General features: G+C 32.5%; 20 protein-coding genes and 1 tRNA gene. 11 read left to right on the top strand and 10 right to left on the bottom strand.

Translation table 11 applies throughout. The features are described 5' to 3' along the window. Positions 1-29 precede the first annotated feature (29 nt). Positions 30-1241 (top strand): 2,3-bisphosphoglycerate-independent phosphoglycerate mutase, encoded by a 1212-nt coding sequence (locus tag BZ25_RS07755; RefSeq protein WP_121514380.1) that lies wholly within the window; start codon positions 30-32, stop codon positions 1239-1241. A gap of 26 nt (positions 1242-1267) precedes the next feature. Here the strand turns inward: BZ25_RS07755 and BZ25_RS07760 are convergent, their stop codons facing one another. From BZ25_RS07760 to BZ25_RS07805, 10 genes are all read right to left on the bottom strand, one after another. Next, complete coding sequence (locus BZ25_RS07760) at positions 1268-3583, bottom strand: glycoside hydrolase family 65 protein (protein WP_370034947.1); 2316 nt, start codon at positions 3581-3583, stop codon at positions 1268-1270. 5 nt (positions 3584-3588) lie between these two features. Further along, the gene (gene pgmB, locus BZ25_RS07765) at positions 3589-4233 is read right to left on the bottom strand and encodes a beta-phosphoglucomutase (RefSeq protein ID WP_012207996.1); all 645 of its coding nucleotides are present in this window, start codon (positions 4231-4233) and stop codon (positions 3589-3591) included. A gap of 59 nt (positions 4234-4292) precedes the next feature. Then, positions 4293-5186, bottom strand: coding sequence for a carbohydrate ABC transporter permease (locus tag BZ25_RS07770; protein WP_012207997.1), 894 nt, complete (start codon positions 5184-5186; stop codon positions 4293-4295). A 10-nt stretch (positions 5187-5196) separates the two neighbouring features. After that, positions 5197-6360, bottom strand: a complete 1164-nt coding sequence (locus BZ25_RS07775) for a carbohydrate ABC transporter permease (protein WP_041533988.1) — start codon at positions 6358-6360, stop codon at positions 5197-5199. Positions 6361-6450: 90 nt separating this feature from the next. Then, the gene (locus tag BZ25_RS07780) at positions 6451-7662 is read right to left on the bottom strand and encodes an ABC transporter substrate-binding protein (RefSeq protein WP_121514382.1); all 1212 of its coding nucleotides are present in this window, start codon (positions 7660-7662) and stop codon (positions 6451-6453) included. A 34-nt stretch (positions 7663-7696) separates the two neighbouring features. After that, a complete protein-coding gene (locus BZ25_RS07785; protein ID WP_121514383.1) occupies positions 7697-8689 on the bottom strand; it encodes a LacI family DNA-binding transcriptional regulator in 993 nt (330 codons plus the stop codon). 284 nt (positions 8690-8973) lie between these two features. Then, positions 8974-10038: a YqeG family HAD IIIA-type phosphatase gene (locus BZ25_RS07790; protein ID WP_012208000.1), complete on the bottom strand. Its 1065-nt coding sequence runs from the start codon at positions 10036-10038 to the stop codon at positions 8974-8976. After that, the gene (locus BZ25_RS07795; protein WP_121514384.1) at positions 10013-10267 is read right to left on the bottom strand and encodes a DUF4911 domain-containing protein; all 255 of its coding nucleotides are present in this window, start codon (positions 10265-10267) and stop codon (positions 10013-10015) included. The genes BZ25_RS07790 and BZ25_RS07795 overlap by 26 nt, the downstream gene beginning before the upstream one ends. Positions 10268-10421: 154 nt before the next feature. Continuing rightward, a complete protein-coding gene (locus BZ25_RS07800; RefSeq protein ID WP_121514385.1) occupies positions 10422-11708 on the bottom strand; it encodes a PhoH family protein in 1287 nt (428 codons plus the stop codon). Positions 11709-11710: 2 nt separating this feature from the next. Then, a complete protein-coding gene (locus tag BZ25_RS07805) occupies positions 11711-12274 on the bottom strand; it encodes a PolC-type DNA polymerase III (RefSeq protein ID WP_121514411.1) in 564 nt (187 codons plus the stop codon). Between the two features lie 101 nt (positions 12275-12375). Between BZ25_RS07805 and BZ25_RS07810 the strand changes: the two genes are divergently transcribed. The 10 genes from BZ25_RS07810 to greA all read left to right on the top strand — a co-directional run bounded on the left by BZ25_RS07810 (position 12376) and on the right by greA (position 18122). Beyond that, positions 12376-12452: transfer RNA gene (locus tag BZ25_RS07810), tRNA-Arg, on the top strand. A 63-nt stretch (positions 12453-12515) separates the two neighbouring features. Then, positions 12516-12779 carry a stage V sporulation protein S gene (locus tag BZ25_RS07815; protein ID WP_041534184.1) on the top strand — a complete coding sequence of 88 codons (264 nt, stop codon included), beginning with the start codon at positions 12516-12518 and terminating at the stop codon, positions 12777-12779. A gap of 139 nt (positions 12780-12918) precedes the next feature. Then, positions 12919-13239, top strand: a complete 321-nt coding sequence (locus BZ25_RS07820; RefSeq protein WP_012208005.1) for a hypothetical protein — start codon at positions 12919-12921, stop codon at positions 13237-13239. A 34-nt stretch (positions 13240-13273) separates the two neighbouring features. After that, a complete protein-coding gene (gene zapA / locus BZ25_RS07825) occupies positions 13274-13588 on the top strand; it encodes a cell division protein ZapA (protein ID WP_012208006.1) in 315 nt (104 codons plus the stop codon). Positions 13589-13602: 14 nt separating this feature from the next. After that, positions 13603-14370 carry a glutamate racemase gene (gene murI / locus BZ25_RS07830; RefSeq protein ID WP_158245422.1) on the top strand — a complete coding sequence of 256 codons (768 nt, stop codon included), beginning with the start codon at positions 13603-13605 and terminating at the stop codon, positions 14368-14370. A 16-nt stretch (positions 14371-14386) separates the two neighbouring features. After that, positions 14387-15250 carry an RNase adapter RapZ gene (rapZ, locus tag BZ25_RS07835; protein WP_012208008.1) on the top strand — a complete coding sequence of 288 codons (864 nt, stop codon included), beginning with the start codon at positions 14387-14389 and terminating at the stop codon, positions 15248-15250. Between the two features lie 33 nt (positions 15251-15283). Then, on the top strand, positions 15284-16219 hold the full coding sequence (yvcK, locus tag BZ25_RS07840) for a gluconeogenesis factor YvcK family protein (protein WP_121514386.1): 936 nt from the start codon (positions 15284-15286) through the stop codon (positions 16217-16219). Beyond that, complete coding sequence (gene whiA / locus BZ25_RS07845) at positions 16207-17127, top strand: DNA-binding protein WhiA (protein WP_103065350.1); 921 nt, start codon at positions 16207-16209, stop codon at positions 17125-17127. The genes yvcK and whiA overlap by 13 nt, the downstream gene beginning before the upstream one ends. A 27-nt stretch (positions 17128-17154) precedes the next feature. Then, entirely contained in the window at positions 17155-17607 is a 453-nt protein-coding gene (nrdR, locus tag BZ25_RS07850) for a transcriptional regulator NrdR (RefSeq protein WP_012208011.1), read from the top strand. A gap of 35 nt (positions 17608-17642) precedes the next feature. Further along, positions 17643-18122 (top strand): transcription elongation factor GreA, encoded by a 480-nt coding sequence (gene greA, locus BZ25_RS07855; RefSeq protein WP_012208012.1) that lies wholly within the window; start codon positions 17643-17645, stop codon positions 18120-18122. The last annotated feature ends 9 nt before the right edge of the window (positions 18123-18131 follow it).

Here is an 18131-nt window from a genome sequence, read left to right on the forward strand (position 1 = left end):
TAAAAAATTAATATCGGAGGTGTAATTTAGTGAACAGTGTAGATCGACAACAAGTTATAAAAGACTTAGTAGTTAAGACAGATTCAAAAATAGTATTACTCGTCATGGATGGATTGGGAGACCTGCCAAAAGATGGTAAAACTCCTCTTCAAGCGGCATACAAACCCCACATGGATGCTTTAGCGAAAGAAAGTGATTTAGGGCAAAGTGTACCTGTTCTACAAGGAGTCACTCCTGGCAGCGGTCCAGGGCATCTTTCCCTTTTTGGCTATGACTCATTAAAGTATGACATAGGAAGAGGTATATTGGAAGCCCTTGGATTAGGAATCAAAGTAGATAAAAAGGACGTTGTTGCAAGAGGTAATTTTGCAACAATAAAAGATGGAATAATAGTTGATAGAAGAGCTGGAAGGCCATCCAGTGAAGAATCAAAAAAAATTGTAGAAATTCTCTCTGAAAATATTAAAAAAATAGACGATGTTGATATAACTTTCTACCCAGGTAAAGAACATAGACTTGTAGTTAAATTTACAGGAGATGGCTTATTTGATGAAGTCACAGATGCTGACCCACAAAGAGAAGGGCTACCAATGGAATGGGCTAAGGCAACTAATCCCGATTCAGAAAAAATGGCTAATATTGTCAACAAATTGATAAAAGAGATAGGGGAAGTCTTGAAAGATCAACCAAAAATGAATTTCGCACTATTACGAGGATTTTCCAAGCATCCTCTATTGCCATCTTTTGAAGAGAATTATAAATTGAAAGCCGCGGCTATTGCTACCTATCCTATGTATAAAGGGCTTGCCAAATTAGTAGGAATGGAAGTCTTAGAAGCAGGCCAAACAACAGAAGATGAGGTCGAAACACTGAAAAAAGTATGGAATGATTATGACTTCTTCTACTTTCATGTGAAAAAAACTGATTCCTATGGTGAAGACGGAAATTTCGAAGAAAAAGTGAAAGTTATCGAAAACACCGATAAAGCCGTGAAAGAAATTTTAAACCTGAAACCAGATGTTTTAATCATCACAGGAGACCATTCTACCCCTGCTTTACTAAAAGCACACAGCTGGCATCCTGTTCCTGTTTTGCTCTATTCAAAATATGTAAGAAAAGGATTGTCTGTTTCTTTTGATGAGTATGAATGCGCAAAGGGAACCCTTGGAACGATATCAGCCTTGGATATTATGCCGTTAGCTTTGGCAAATGCTTTAAAACTAGAAAAGTACGGAGCTTAATCAAAGTGGGCCATATGGCCCACTTTTTAAATTATATTTGAAGTATCAAAAATAAACAATTTGTAACCGATTAAATTGCAATCTTGAGAAAAAACCTTTACCATTAGATCTTGTGTTGATTCCAAGATTACTTTATCTTGAAAAATACTGATTGTTATCTTTGCTCCCTTCCAGTAGATTTTGAAAGATAATTTCTCCCATTTTTCTGGTATCCAAGGGTTGAGATTCAAAACTCCACTCTCATCTACACTCAATCCCCCAAAACCATAGACAATGCTTTGCCATGAACCTCCAGTAGATGCAGCGTGTAAACCAAACTCCGTGTTTCCTTGATTATCTTCCAAATCAGTCATCACTGTTTTCATAAAATATTCATAGGCATTGTGATGATCTCCCACTTTCAAACCCATTATTGAATACATAGACGGACTCAAAGAAGATTTATGCATAGTCCTTTTCTCATAATAGTCATAATTCAATTTTTTCGTACTACTATCAAATTCATCTTCCAATAACAATAAAAGCATTATCACATCTGCCTGTTTCACAAGTTGAGTTTTATCTAATTTATTGATCTCTACACCTTTAGGCCACAGTGGCATTTTGTTTTTGTCCCACTCATTGATAATATAGTCCTTCAGTTTAAAATAGCCCTCAAATTGTTCTATAAGTTCTGTGTCGTCAAATTTTGGGATAAATATCTTTTCCGAAATTTCTTTCCAGTTCTTGAAAGCTTTTTCTGATAAACCCAAATTATTACACAGTCTATCATATTTTTTGAAATCTCTTTGTTTAAGTAAGTTAGAAATCTCATAAGCTTTTTTTAAATTCCACCTAGCTAGATAATTCGTATAGGCATTGTTATTTACGTGCTCATGAAACTCATCAGGACCTATAACATTATTGATTTCATATCTTTCTTTTTGCTCATTATACTCTAATCGAGATTCCCAAAATTTTGCGGTTTCAAAAAATATTTCTGCTCCATAATCAAACATGAAGTTCTCATCGTTAGTAGCTCGAAAATATTCCCAATAAGCAAAAGGAATATCTGCTGTAATATGTATTTCTTCATCACCGGTCCATATTCTCACTGGATTACCCAAATAATCTTTTCCCCACTTTGGAGTAGTTTCTAAACCATTATCTGTCGACTCCCATGGAAATTGGGCACCTTTGTATCCATTCAAAATGGCATTTTCCCTGGCTCCGTTTAGTGTATTATATCTGTATAGTAGAAGCGATTTTGCTGTTTCCGGTTGAGAATATATAAAAAACGGAACCATAAATATTTCGGTATCCCAAAATATGTGCCCTTTATATCCTTCCCCGTGTAATCCTTTAGCGGCTATACTAACACTAGTATCATTTTTATTGGCACATGAGGTTAACTGAAAAACGTTGAATCTAAAGCCTAACTGAGCTTTCTCATCACCTTTTATTTCTATATCAATATCATCCCAAATCTTTTCCCATTCTTCACAGTGTTTTTTTAACTCTTTTTCATAACCTTCAAAGGCAAATTCTACTAAAGCTTCTTCTGATACTTTTTCAACATCACTTATGTTATCTCTCGTTGTGTAAGTTACTCCGTATTTATATATAGTATAAACTTCATCTTTTTCAAGAAAAATCTCATAAAGTTCTTTTACTTTATCACCTAAAATTTTAAAAGAACGATTTCTTAAAAGGTTATTGTTATTTCTATAGCAACGCAACGTCGTTGCTTCGACTACGTCAATTGCTTTCTCTTTTGTAGAAGATTTTAGAAATATACCTGGCTCCAAATCTTTCATTTTTAGAACATTATAATGTTTTACCTCTTTATAAGGATCGTGAACAGAATTTGTAATTGATCCATCTATTGTGTTTTCGATTATAAGTTTTCCTGAAAAATTCTTCGGTACTATTTCATATTTAGTTGCCCATCTGTGGACATCATTCTTGCTGACAAATCTTTCGACGTTGATCGTTAATATTTCACCAGAAGTCAATTCAACTTCTAAGTTTGTTTTTAAAATTGCTTTTCTCATATCAAGAAATCTTTTGAAATTTCTAATTTTGTGATTATCTAAATTAATCCTTTTTCCATCGATATAGAATTTTATTGTTAAAGGGTCCGGATTATTCACGATCTCCTGTACTTCTGCTTCTGATTTGTCATATATACCAGCAATAAAGTTACCTTTCCAACCGTAACTTGAAAATTCATTGAACCCTCTAAGTCCTCGATAACCGTTTGCTAATGTGAAAATAGTCTCGTATTTTTTGTTTTCTTCTGGATTGTATTCATCTTGTACAATTTCCCAAAGGTTCAAAATTTGCTCCCTCCCATAAAACATATTTTTTAAATAGATTCAATTAACGTTAAATTAATGTTTTCAAAATTCTTAATTACTTTATCCGCACCTTTCAATACTTCTTCTTCTCCCACACCAATAACTTTCATTCCGGCTCTTTTCGCAGCTTGTATCCCTGCTACAGCATCTTCAAAAACGACACATTCTTCTGGTTTTAAACTTAAATAATTAGATGCTGTTAAAAAGATTTCCGGATTAGGTTTTGCATTACTTATCATTGTTCCATCTATAACCGCGTCGAAGACGTCTTCAAAATTTAATCGCTCTAAAATTAATTTTGTGTTTTTGCTTGCTGATGCAATTGCGATCTTAATACCTTTGCTTTTCAAAATTTTTATAAATTTCTCTACACCAGGAAGTAATTCACTTTTGTCCATCTTACTTATGTACTCAACGTACCAATTATTTTTCTTTTGTGCCAACTCTTCTTTTTCTTCTAGACTAAGATTTAAATTTCCCAAATCTAATATAATCTCCAAACTTTTCATCCTACTAACACCTTTTAACCTTTCGTTATCTTTTTCATTAAAAGGTATATTCAACTGGTCTGCAAGTTTCTTCCATGCCATATAATGATATTTTGCTGTATCGACTATTACTCCATCTAAATCGAAAATGCAGGCTTTTATCACAGATTAATCCTCCTTTGTATTTCTAAACTCAATACCTTCATCATCAAATTCTTGATCAATTAACCTTTAACTGCAGCAGCTCTACCTGTTTCAACAAACTGTTTTTGAAATGAAAGAAATATAATTATCATTGGAATTGTCATTATGATAGTTGCCGCCATCATGTACTGCCAGAAAGTATAATAAGATGTCTTAAAAAAATTTAATCCTAGGGTTAAGGTGTACATCTCTTTTTGAGAAGTAATTATTAAAGGCCATTGAAAATCATTCCAAGCACCTAAAAAAGTATATATAGCTAACGCCCCAACAGCAGGCCTAGCATTGGGTAACACTATTCTGAAAAAAGTTCCTCCAATCCCAGCCCCATCTATTCGTGCAGCTTCTTCCATCTCTTTTGGAAAATTCATAAAGAATTGCCTCATCAAAAATAGTCCAAAAATATTTGCTAATTTTGGAAACACCATTCCATAATACGTATTGACTAAATCCCAATTTACCATTAAAGTATATTGTGGTATCATGGTAACTTGAGCTGGAACCATCATGGTCCCTAAAAAAAGAGCAAACCACACTTCCTTTAAGGGAAATCTTAGTCTCGCAAAAGCATAACCTCCAAGGGTACCTATGAGAATGTTCCCAATGGTAATAAACCCTGCGTATAAAACTGTATTTAAAAACCATCTCGAATACAACGGAACTACTTCAAAAACCTTCGCATAGTTTTCAAATGTTAAAGGAGCACCAAAAGCCTTAGGTGGCCATTCAAAAACTCGTATCTTGGGTGGCCAACTCATTACATCGGTACCTTTAGTAATACCGTTTTCGTCAACATAATTCATAGGTACAAACGATACGAGTGCTGCCCATAAAAAGGGAAAAAGAGAAATTAAAGTGTAGACAATTAAAACAATATAAGATATTATCCTTGCAATTTTCCATTTTTTCTCTGTCATTGATTTCACCTCAATATTCTTCAGGGATGTATCTCCGTTGTAAAAACGTTATGAACATAATGATCGCAAAAAGTATCAATGCTAGTGATGAAGCATAACCCATATTTCCGTATTCAAAAGCATTTTTATATATGTAAAATGAGATCGTGATATTTCTCATATTTTCGATTAAAAAATAGATCTGATCAAACACTTGCATACAGCCAATAGTTCCCATGACTATAACAAACAATATCTGCGGTCTTAAAAGAGGTAGAGTAATCCTCCAAAATTTCTGTCCCCCAGAAGCACCATCTATCTCTGCAGCTTCATATAATGAATTGGGAATGTCTTGCAGTCCTGCTAAAAAGGTAATCATAAAATATCCCGCGGTAGACCATATGTTCATGAGCATTATTGAAAATAATGCGGTATTTGGGTTATTAAGCCAATCTATCGGTTGATATCCAAAATTGCCGAAAAGTCCAACAAGAATTCGATTTAAGACTCCTGGTTTAGAATAAATCAACCAAAAAATCATAGAGATAGCAGCAGATGATGTTATGGCTGGAAGAAAAAATACAACTTTGTAAAATTTAACACCCTTAACTTTTGAATTCGCTGCGACTGCTAACAAAACAGCTAAAAAAGTTTGTATAGGAACCACGATAATAGTATACAATAATGTATTAAAAAGAGATATTCTGACATAATCATCATTAAACATTCTCTGAAAATTTCCCAATCCGACAATTTGGGGTTTATATTTTTTAAATAGATCTTTTTCTTCTTTCATATAGGTTGTCATAAATTCAGAACTTGTCATAGTTGTATCTAATTTACCTTCGATAAAATCTTCCAAAAGTTTCTGACTATCAAAATATTTCAATATCGCTTCTTTTTGTTCCTCATTTAAATTAATGCCAACGTCGTATTGGATAAAAGTGAGTACGTCAAACCAGCTTTCTATTTCATCAACAGATTTCACATCTGTCTGAAACATACCTAGATGAAGCTCAATGGCTTCTTGTGGGTTAAGCGGTGCCTTGAATTTTTGTGTTTCTAAAGGATTAAAATTAGTAAAACTATAATAAAATATCATGATAATTGGATATATTACAAATAATAAGACTATAATTATAACAGGAGAAGCGAACAGATACCCAGATATTGCTTCTCTAGTTTTAGGTTTCACAAAATCACCTCTTTTCTTAAAAAATGATGAGGGGTTGCCCCTCATCATTTAATTAACTTTAATAAAAGCCTTGAAGACACCTAGTCTGATCTATTGAGTCACCCAAGAATTATAATTCTTTTCGATAGAATTTACAGCTTCTTCAATTGTAATTCTTCCTGCAAAAAGATCATTTAGTAAAGAGTTCAAATAATCGTTTGCTTTGGCAAATATCCCGGTAGGAGTAGGAACTCTCCATGGGTAACCAAATTCAACTGAATCATAGAATACTTTCTTCATAGGATCTGTATCTTCAGCGGCAACACTTTGCCTTGAACCAAGAACTCCTGCCTTTTCAACGAAAATTTCTTGTCCTTCAGTTACTAAGAATTTTAAAACCTCCCATGCTTCATCCTTATGTGGGGTTTGCCTATTCATACCCCAAGCAACGGTATATATCATAGTGGATTCCTCAACAAGACTTGGTATTTCAACTATACCTGTCTTTTCTTCAACATTTGGGAAAGATTCTCTTATATATCCCAAAGCCCAAGGACCTTCCATAACCATAGCAGTCATCTCTTTAGCAAACGCATCTCCGAGCCATCCTGCACCCAACGTGGAAGGTAAATAAGCTAAATCGTAGTTTGTAGCTAGTTCAGTATAAAACTTCATGGCAGCAACCGCTTCTTTTTCGGTTAAAGCAGTTGATAAATCTTCTTTCACCAAACTTCCACCAAAACTATGAATAAATGGAATCAATCTGTTAAAATCTGCTGCCAAAGACAAAGGTGCATCAAATCCTCTTTCTTTCAACAAGGCCGCTTTGTACAACAAATCAAACCATGTATCATCGTTAGTAGGATATGGAACACCATATTCATCAAAAATCTCTTCGTTGTAGAAAAGCGCAAGAGTTGAGAAATCTTTAGCTATTCCGTATATTCTGTTGTTAAACGTGAATGCATCTACCAAGTTAGGATAGAAGTCGTCGATATCAAAGTTATCTCTTTGTATGTATAGATCTAAAGGTTGCAAAACATTGGCTCTAGCAAGTTCTTCGAAAACATACACATCTACATAGAACAGATCAGGTCCTTGACCCCCAGATAACCTAGTCATAAGAGTTTGTTTATAATCTCCTGCAATGGGATCCCATCTGACTTGGATATCTTGATGCGAAGAGTTAAATTTCTGAACAATCTCGTTTATAGCTGATTCTTCAGCAGGGTTTCCAGGCCATCCAGTGATAGTAATAGTTACTGCGGAAAAAGATGAACCAACTAACAAAACCATTAGAACAAATAAAGCTAACTTTCTCATACAATACTACCTCCTTTAAAATGTTTTTATGGTACTAAATATGCTTCTGAATAAAACTCAATGTGCTTTGTCTCTTAATTAATTTTGAAGGAACAACCATAGAAATTGTATCTTTCCCATTTGCTATGTTATCTACAGCTTGCGCAGCACTGTATCCTATTTTTATAATGTTCTGGTCGATGGTACTTAAACCTACAAATTCGGAAAGGGGAATATTATCGTATCCAACTATTGGTACTTCTATATTCAACCCCCTCAAAAATTTCATAGCTGCATAAGCCATAATATCTGAGGCACAAAATATTCCATCATATTCAAATCCTTTTTTTAGAATAGATTTTAATATTTCGACTGTTTTTTCTTCATCAAAATCCCCGAATTCTACATCTACTTCAACGTCTAGGTCTTTTTGAGCACTTTTTACCCCGGCTAATCTTTGCTCTGAGACAGGGATTCCCATATTACCACTAATATAAAGAATCTTTTTACATTTTATCTGTTTTAAATGTTTGATAGCCATATAAGCTCCAGCTACGTTATCACTATCTATGTATACAAAATTGTTTTCATCATTTCTACCTATAACAACATATGGAAATTTTTCTTTATTTAAAAGATCAACCCTTTCATCATTTTTTCTGATGTCTAATAGAATAAAACCATCAACAATCTTACTTTTTATCGTATTACTATAATATTCAGCGACGTTGCCATTTTCATGGATATCTACGATTAGTTTAAGACCTTTTGAAGAAAAGTAATTTAAAACACCTTTTAAAAATTTTGTTGAGTAAGTATCCTCTAAAACCTTTCCACCTTTCACCGAAAAAATAACCGCGTAAATTCCCGTTTTTTTGCTTCTTAAGGAAGTCGCTATCCTGTCTGGTTTATAATCATATTTCTGAATTATTTTTATAATCTTGTTTTTTGTTTCAAGGCTTACTTTATCAGAATTGTTTAATACCCTGGAAACTGTCGCTACGGATACATTTGCCATCTTAGCAATATCTTTTATTTTTAGAGCCATAATAATTACCCCTTAAAACAGTTTTTGTAATCGTTTACATAAAAATAGAATGAGTTTAATTTCTTTAATACCTTTAAATATTGAACTTGAATTCTATACTTTTAATTTATTTTCAAGAATCAAGAGCATTAATGTAATCGGTTACATTAATTATATAAAAAAACTTTAAAACTAGCAAGTCCAATTAAAGGCATTTAAGGACGATTAAAACCATTTAAAGTCGATTATTTTGAAAATCCTTTATTTTCCTCAATATTTATATTTTTTTTGATATTTCAAAATAACTATTCGTTCTTTATCAAAGTTGGCTTTTTTCTTATCCATTTCAAAGCTATTTTTTCAAAAAATCTCATAAATCTAGTCCATAGTCCTTCTTTTTTAGATAGAGGCTTAACTTTTATCGTGTAAAATCCTAAGGCATTCCCTAGCGCAACATCAGTGAAAAGTTGATCTCCAATCACCACGCCTTCCCCAGGTTTGTAACCATGAAACTTTATTTTTTTTCTGATTTTAAATCTTAATGGCTTCATTGCAGAAGTCAATAAATCTACTCCTAACTCATTTAATTGTATATATAAATTCATAAAACGCTTTTTTGAGCTATTACTTGCTATTAATATATAGAATCCGAGATCTTTTAATTTTAAAAAAAGATCGATGACTTCTGGTTGTAAATAATCACTATGCCATTCATTGAGGGTATTATCGAAATCAAAAATTAAAATTTTATACCCCTTATCTTTGAGGTGCAAATAATCAATATCAAACACACTTTTTTCAAATTCATTTGGACCTACTAAATCAATAGCTCTAAAAAACCAACCTATAGTATAAAAAAACACGTTGTAAGCAAATTTCGTGAATCCAGCCATAAACTGTTTAAACTTATTTTCGAGTCCATAAGTATACGGATTTATCAAAATCGTATACAACCCCAGACGATTTCCTGCGCTAATATCTGTGATAAAAAGATCACCTATAATAACAGTTTCTGACTCTTTTGAACCGAGCTCTTCTAAAACGGATTTCAATTTTTTAGGATTAGGCTTTTTCATACTTGTATGTACTTTTACCTTCCCGTTAGTCAGTTTTTCAATTCTTTTTACCTTTTCCCTTTTGGCATTGGTAACTATTGCAACTTTAAAATCATCGTTTATTAATTTGTTTAAAAGGTTTAATGTTTTATCAGGAATATTGTCATCTCTCCATACAGTAATAGTAAAATCATAATCCATAAGAATAGTATTGAAACCAAGTTTTTTTAATTTTTCATAATCAATAGAGTATATATCAGGACTATATTCTCTAGGTATTGGAATGTACTTAAATAATCCCATTGTGCGGTTCAATACTTACAACCTCCACTTTTATGTCGGAATTTTTCAAAGAGTTGAGTAAAGTTAATGCTTCATCAACCAAGCCTGCTGGTACTATTATTTTAAAATACCCATTCTCTTGTTTTTTTCTAACGTTCATTATGTGTGCTTCAGCTTCGACCAGATAAATTAAAAGGTGAATATCTTCTTTTGCAATGTCTATGTAGATATCGTATTCAAGATGCAATTTTTCTTTCTTCATTAACTTATTTTTCCTCCTAGTTATTTATTTTTTTGGCTTCTTTAGAACTTCTAATACTTACTTTAGCGCCCCTTCGCCCCGCAGCCCACCCTAAAGGAAAAAAGAGTTTTATCCCTTTGCCTCGCTCCCCACCCATCTTTCCCCCATCCATCTCTTACAAAATTTCAGAAGACACTGTTGCTAATTCTGACCTTTCACCTTTTTTCATTGTAATATTAGCTGATAAAGGGTTATCTTTAAATTTTGAAGCTGTATAGACTAAGCCGTTAGATGAACTGTCCAAATACGGGTTATCTATTTGATATGGATCTCCCGTTAATACAATCTTTGTGCCTTCTCCAACCCGGGTCAAAATAGTTTTTACTTCAGCAGGAGTTAAATTTTGGGCTTCGTCAACTATCATGTATTGGTTTGGGATTGTTCTTCCTCTTATATATGAAAGTATCTCTATCTCCAATAAATCTTTCTTAGTTAGGTATTCTTCTGGTTTCTTCCCGCTACCTTTGAATAACAAATCTAAATTATCATATATAGGTTGTAACCAGGGTCGCATTTTTTCTTCTATATCTCCGGGTATATAACCAATATCTTTCCCCATCGGTATAACAGGCTTTGAAACCAAGAGTTTATTGTATAATTTTTCAACTTGCACACAATATAAGCCTGCTGCTAACGCTAGTAACGTCTTACCCGTCCCAGCCTTACCAACTAGCGTCACAAAAGGTATGTCAGGGTTTAAAAGTGCATCCAAGGAAAAAACTTGTTCTACGTTTCTAGGTTTTATTCCAAAGATCTCGCTTTCAAAATCTATCAAAATTGCTTGAAACTTCTTTGACTTAGAATCATATCTTAAAAATAAATCTCCATAATTAAGATATGTGTTTGGGAAAGGTTCTTCTTTGAACCCTAATTCTGAAAAATCATATTCATCCTTTTTTTCAACCTCTATACTTGGATTTTCATTTATGTAATAACCATCAGGTAGAAGTTTTATGTCTATTTTATCAGTCAAATAATCTTGGCTTTCTAATCCTAATGCATCAGCCTTGATCCTTAGGTTTAAATCTTTACTAACTATTATAGTTTGTAAGTCATCTGTTGTTTTTAAAAACATGGCGTAATATAATATGAAATCATCTTTTGATTCCCCAAGGTAAGTAGGGATTTTATGTTTTTCATCATTTTTTTCCAGTGCCAAGATCTTCAATGTTCCTCCACTGGGCAATTTTATCCCTTTATGTAATGGCGTCCCATTTCTAAAACTATCTAAAATTCTATTGACCTCTCTGGCAGATTTAGCCACTTTATCACTTCTTGTTTTTAACTTATCTATTTCTTCTATTACTGGAAATGGGATCAAAACATTGTTATCCTGAAAGTTGAGAATACTGTTAGGATCATGAATCAAAACATTTGTATCGATAATAAAGTTCTTAATCAAAATCAATCACCCCATTTTTTAATAAAATTGGTTATTGCTTCGAATGAAAAAAGTTTTATATATTTTTGGAAAAGTTTAGCTGTAGATAATGCATCATCCCAAGCTCTATGAAATTGCTTTATCCCTAAATTGAACTTTTTCGAAAGAAATTCAAGATTGTATGGGCCTTTATCAAAATAGTATTTTGAAATCTCGAGGGTGTCAATATAGTAATTATCAATTGAAAACATCCCACTTTCTTTTGCAGCAATATCTAGAAACCTCAGATCCATTTTTACGTTATGTGATACAATTATAGAATCATCAATATACTCTTTAAATCTTGGGAAAACTTCTGATAAGGATGGAGCGTTAGAAATATCTTGATTATTTAATTTATGAAATTTAGAGACCTCTCCAGGTATGAATATATTTGGATTTACCAAGGTATGAAATGCATATTTGAAATTAATTTTTTTATCGTATATGGGGATCGCTGCTATTTCTATAATCCGATCTCCTAACTCAGGGTTCAAACCGGTTGTTTCAAAATCTAAAGCTAAAAAAACTTTATCTTTAACTTTCATCACAATCTTTACCTCCACGAATAAATTATATCATATGATTTAAAAAATTTTTGGTCTTGATTTAAATAGTCATTTTAAGGTATAATTATCATTAGTGATGAGCGTCTGTAGCTCAACTGGATAGAGCGTCGGACTTCGGATCCGAAGGTTGTGGGTTCAAATCCCACCAGATGCGCCATATGCTCTATATAAGTCAAAATTACAAACAAAACATTACAGGGAGGTATCATTCATGGCAGAAATGGAAGTACTAAAAGTAGCTGCTAATTCAAATCCTGTTGCTGTTGCCGGTGCTTTAGCTGCTATCATTAGAGATAAAGGAAGCGCTGAGTTACAGGCTATAGGAGCCGGCGCAGTTAATCAAGCTGTTAAAGCTATAGCAATAGCCAGGGGGTACGTAGCTCCGAGCGGAATCGATTTAGTTTGTGTTCCAGCGTTTTCAGATGTTGAAATTGAAGGGGAAGAGAGAACGGCAATTAAATTTTTGGTTAAAGCAAGAGACTAAAAGAGGCTATGCCTCTTTTAGTTTTTTTAGTTTTAGAATTAAAAAATATGCGTATTTTTAGTTTTTTTTCATCTAGCTGTGTTATAATTGCTTTAGTTTCACTTCAACAAATTATTTTAATAAAGGGGGAATGTACAAAATGGACGTTTTGAAGGAACTGGAAAATATGTTAGAAACGTTGGCCGACAAATACAACGAACTAAAAAAAGAAAAAAACGATCTTCAAACTCAGTACGATGAATTGTTCAGCGAATACGAAAAAATAAACAACGAAAAAGAAGAGATGGGACGTGAATTGGAAGAATTAAGAAGAAAGAATGATGAAATTGAAAACCATCTAAACCAGTTAAAAAGTTCACTTATATCAAGATTAGGAGATGAGTTTAGAACTGGAGAATTTGATAATCCGGCATCTTCAAATACTTCATTCCAAGATGAACCGGATCAAAATCGTTATTAATTGATTCATTAAAATCATTTAAGGATGAAAAATCATGAAGAATTATCGCTCAATTGAAGTAAAAATCTTAGGAAAAGATTATAAATATAAAGTGGACGAACCCGAGGATGTTATAAAAGAAATTTTAGAAAACATAAAATCGGAAGTTGAAACCTATGCAAAAAAAATCGGTGGAGAAGAAGTGGATTATATCTTTCTCCTATTACTTCTAAATGAAAGATTAAACAGTATAAGAACGAAACAAGAAATCAAACAAATGGTTGATAAGTTCAGTGATATGTTGAATACCGCACTTAAAAGCAATGATGAAGGTAGCGATGAACAAAGTAAAAGTATTCAATGGGGGTAAGATATTTTCCAATTATGAAAATAGGACTTTTTGATTCAGGAATAGGTGGTTTAACGGTTTTAAAAAAAGTGATAGAAAATTTTGGTAATCATGAGTATTTTTATTTAGCTGATAATTTAAATGTACCTTATGGTTCAAAGCCTATTCCTTTTTTAAGAGAAAATTTAAAAAACATACTTTCTTTTTTTCAAAAGATGAAAGTTGATTTTCTAATTTCTGCATGTAATACAACAGATTCCATTGTAAAAAAAACCAATTTCGACACGAAAAATTATAACTTCACATATGTAAGTATAATTGACAACGCTATAAAAACAATAGAAAGAAACGATACTGTTCTTTTGTTAGCCACCGAGAACACCATTAATTTGGGGGCTTATAAGGAAGCTCTTATAAGCAAAAAAATAACCAATCTGGAAGAAAAGGCATGCCCATTGTTCGTTCCACTTATAGAAGAAGGTTATTGGGATGGACAGATGGCAGAGTCAGTTTTGAGATTTTATTTACAAGATTCCAAATCTAAGTACCACAAAGTAATATTAGGATGCACCCATTATCCAATTTTAGAAAAGCAAATTAGAAAATACACAAATTCTTCCATCGTTGATCCTGCAGATGGGGTTGTTGATTTTTTAAAAAATGAGATCAAATTAGAGAGAATAGATGGGAAAATTAAAGTAAATTTTTTAGTTACTGGCAACCTAGAAAAATTCAAATTTCTTTCCAAAGTTTTTATGAAAGACGTAAAGTATCACCCTATTTTTAAAAAAATCGTATTATAAACTATATAAAAGGCGATTGATAACATTGCTAACAAAACCAACAGTTTTTTTAATTACCGGTTTATCTGGCGCAGGTAAAACTTTATTGTTACAATCTCTAGAAGACGAAGGGTACTATACAGTTGACAACATACCCCCTCATTTAATAGAATCTTTTTTAAATATTTTATGCACTAGCAATGTCAAAAAACTTGCTATAGTAAGTGATATTAGATGGAAAGATCCCCAAAAATTGATCGAATTATTTAAAAATGTTGAAAGTTTAGCCAAATGTACTATGGAAATTCATAAAGTCTTTTTAAAAGCTGATAAAAGTGAACTAATCAATAGATACAAAAAAACGAGAAGAACCCATCCGTTAGGTCTTTCCTTAGAGAATGCCATTGATGAAGAAATAAAAGTTATGTCAGAAATAGAGAGTTCTTGTGACATAGTTATCGATACTTCCTCAACTGAACCAACTGAATTTAAAAAAAGATTCTTTCAGATGATAAAAGAAGATATGAAAAAACTAAAGTTAAATTTTATCAGCTTTGGATTTAAAAATGGTATTCCGCCAATCTCTGATTATGTTTTTGACGTGAGATATCTTCCAAATCCTTTTTATTTTCCAGAGATGTATGAACTAACTGGTTTAGATATGAAAGTAATGGAATTCCTTGAAAAATTTAAAGAAACTCATGAAACCGTTGATAAGATTGCTAATTTAGCGAAGTTTATTCAAGATAAATATTCTGAAAGTGGCCGTATAGAAGCATATTTTTGCATAGGTTGCACCGGAGGCCAACATAGATCGGTTTACATTGCCCAAAAGGTTTATGAAATTTTAAAAAAAGAAGGAAGAGAAGTAAGCATAGATCACAGAGATATAGAACGATAACATGGAAATATTCGTCAGGTGGGTAGATATGCTGTGAAAAATATTGTAACTATTGGTGGTGGAACGGGAACAAGTCAAATATTAAGGGGATTGAAATGGAATCAAGATATAGATATTGTTTCCATAGTAACCGTTACAGATGATGGAGGAAGTTCCGGTATATTGCGTGAAGATTTTAATATATTACCGCCAGGAGATATTAGGAACAATATCTTAGCTTTGGCTGAACAAGAAACCTTTCTGACTAAATTACTTAAATATCGATTTAATGAAGGATTCTTAAAAAATCATAATCTCGGTAACATAATTTTGCTAGCATTAACTAGAATTAACGGCAATAATTTTCCCTTAGCTATCAAAACATTGTCGGAAGCTCTGAAAATAAAAGGGAGGGTCTTTCCTGCTTCTTTGGACTCTCTAAAACTTGTAGCAGAACTTGACGATGGCGAAATCATTTTTGGGGAAACATCAATTGTGTTGAAAAACAAAAATATAAAAAGAATCTGGTTGGACGGCAATGCCGAAGCATTTGATGAAAGCGTTATGGCAATTCAAAAAGCTGATATAATAGTTTTTGGACCTGGCAGTTTATATACGAGTATTATCCCCAATATATTGGTAGACGGAATAAGAAACGCAATCAATTTATGCAAAGCAAAGAAATTATATATAGCAAATATTATGACACAGCCAGGGGAAACGACCAATTATTCTTTGAAAGATCATGTTGAAGAACTAGAAAATTATTTAGGCGAAGAATTAGATTACATCATAGCCAATAAATCAAATTTACCAAATGAAATAATTCAAAGATACCAGAAAATGGGATCTAGTCCGGTAAAGTTGGATATGGAAGAAGATAGAAGAGTAGTGGTATCTGATTTGGTTTATATTATAAACGATGAGGAACCGAAAATTAGACATGATCCAAAGAAAACATCAGAGTTGATTTTAAAATGCGTTCTATGAATTCATTTTCAGAAGCTTTAAAATTAAGCCTTGTGAACAGTGATTACATTTTCCCAGAAGCTGAGTTCTATGGTTTTTTCATAGGAAAAGGTGAAATTATTGAAAAAGAAACTGAAAAATTAATAAAAATATCCATAACATCTTTGAATAGTTTTAAAAGATTATACAAACTGTGCAAATTTTCTTTCACAGAAAAATTTGAAGTAAAATTTAACAACGAAAAAAGGTTAAATCTTGGTGGAACAGGTTCTATATTCTTAAACTATCAAACGATATATAAAATATTAAAGAAAAACAACCTTTATCTAAATGAAAATAAATTTTCCCCACCTTTAAAAAAAGATCCAGTAATTTTTGGATCTTTTATTAAAGGTTTATTGTTGTCTTGTGGATCTATATCAGTAAAAGAATCCTATCATTTAGAATTTAATTTGAAAACTAACAATGTATTTAAAGAGGATTTAGTTAGAACATTTAAGAATCTTTTAGGGGTAAATGCCAGATTTTTAAATAGAAGTAAGGGCTCAAAAGTATACATAAAATCACGCGATGACATTTTGAATATCCTTGAGCTTCTCAACGCCAAAGAAAAAGTAAAAGAACTTAGTGAATTAATGGATATAAGGGATTTACGTAGCAACGTCACAAGGACTATTAATTTAATATCTGCTAATTCATCAAAAACGGCTCATAGCTCAATAAAGCAAATTAACGATATACAAATTATTCAAGAAAGCATTGGTATAGATAGTTTACCAAACGACCTAAAACAAATTGCTGCTTTTAGATTAGAAAATGAAGATGCAAGTTTGAGTAACATGGCAGAATCTTTATCAATGAAAAAATCTACCTTGTACAACAAACTAAAAAAAATCTCAAAAATTGCCGAATCTCTAAAAAATACCTAATTTAGGTAAAATGGTGGTGCAATAATTATGAAATGTCCTTTCTGTGGTTACGAGGAAACTAAAGTTCTGGACTCAAGACCAGTTAGTAACGGCACTTCCATAAGAAGAAGAAGAGAGTGCTTGCAATGCCAAGCGCGCTTTACAACTTATGAAAGATACGAGCAAACAAGGATAAGAATAATAAAAAAAGATGGCAGAAGAGAACTTTACGATAGAAAAAAACTAATGAACGGGATCTTAAAAGCTTGTGAAAAAAGGCCTGTAAGTACTGATCAAATCGAAGAAATTGTTGATAATATAGAAGAACAATTAAGAAGAAGTGGCAATTCAGAAATTTATTCTTCTGAAATTGGTGATAAGGTTATGGAGCAATTGAAATCAATCGACCAGGTAGCTTATGTGAGATTTGCTTCCGTGTATAAAGAATTTAGAGATTTAGACAGCTTTTTACAAGCTATAAGAGAATTAAAAAATAGTTAATCACCATTATTAGAAATGGGAGGAGCGATACAAAAGTGGCTGAACAAGTATACCAACTAACCAGAGAAGGGTACGAAAAATTAAAGAGGGAACGAGAAGAGCTTAAAAAAAGACTTATGGGAGAAGTTGCCGAAAGAATTAAAGAAGCCAGGGAATTGGGAGATCTTTCAGAAAACAGTGAGTACGAAGAGGCAAAAAACGAACAAGGAATGATAGATTCCAGAATCAAAGAGATAGATTATATATTAGACAATGCAGAAATAATTGAAAATGGAGGCAACCACGATAACTCTACCGTAAGTTTGGGGAAAAAAGTGAAAATAAAAGACTATAGATTGAATAGAGAGCAGGAATTCGTTCTAGTTACCCCTCAAGAGGCAAATATAGAAGAAAATAAGATCAGTATTGAATCTCCTATTGGAAGATCATTACTAGGAAGGAAAAAAGGTGAAGTTATCAACATTAAAACCGCCAGAGGAAGTTCAAAAAAAATAGAAATCAAAGAGATAAGCTAAGATTTCATA

The organism is Petrotoga sp. Shatin.DS.tank11.9.2.9.3, assembly GCF_003665005.1.
Lineage (GTDB): Bacteria > Thermotogota > Thermotogae > Petrotogales > Petrotogaceae > Petrotoga > Petrotoga mobilis.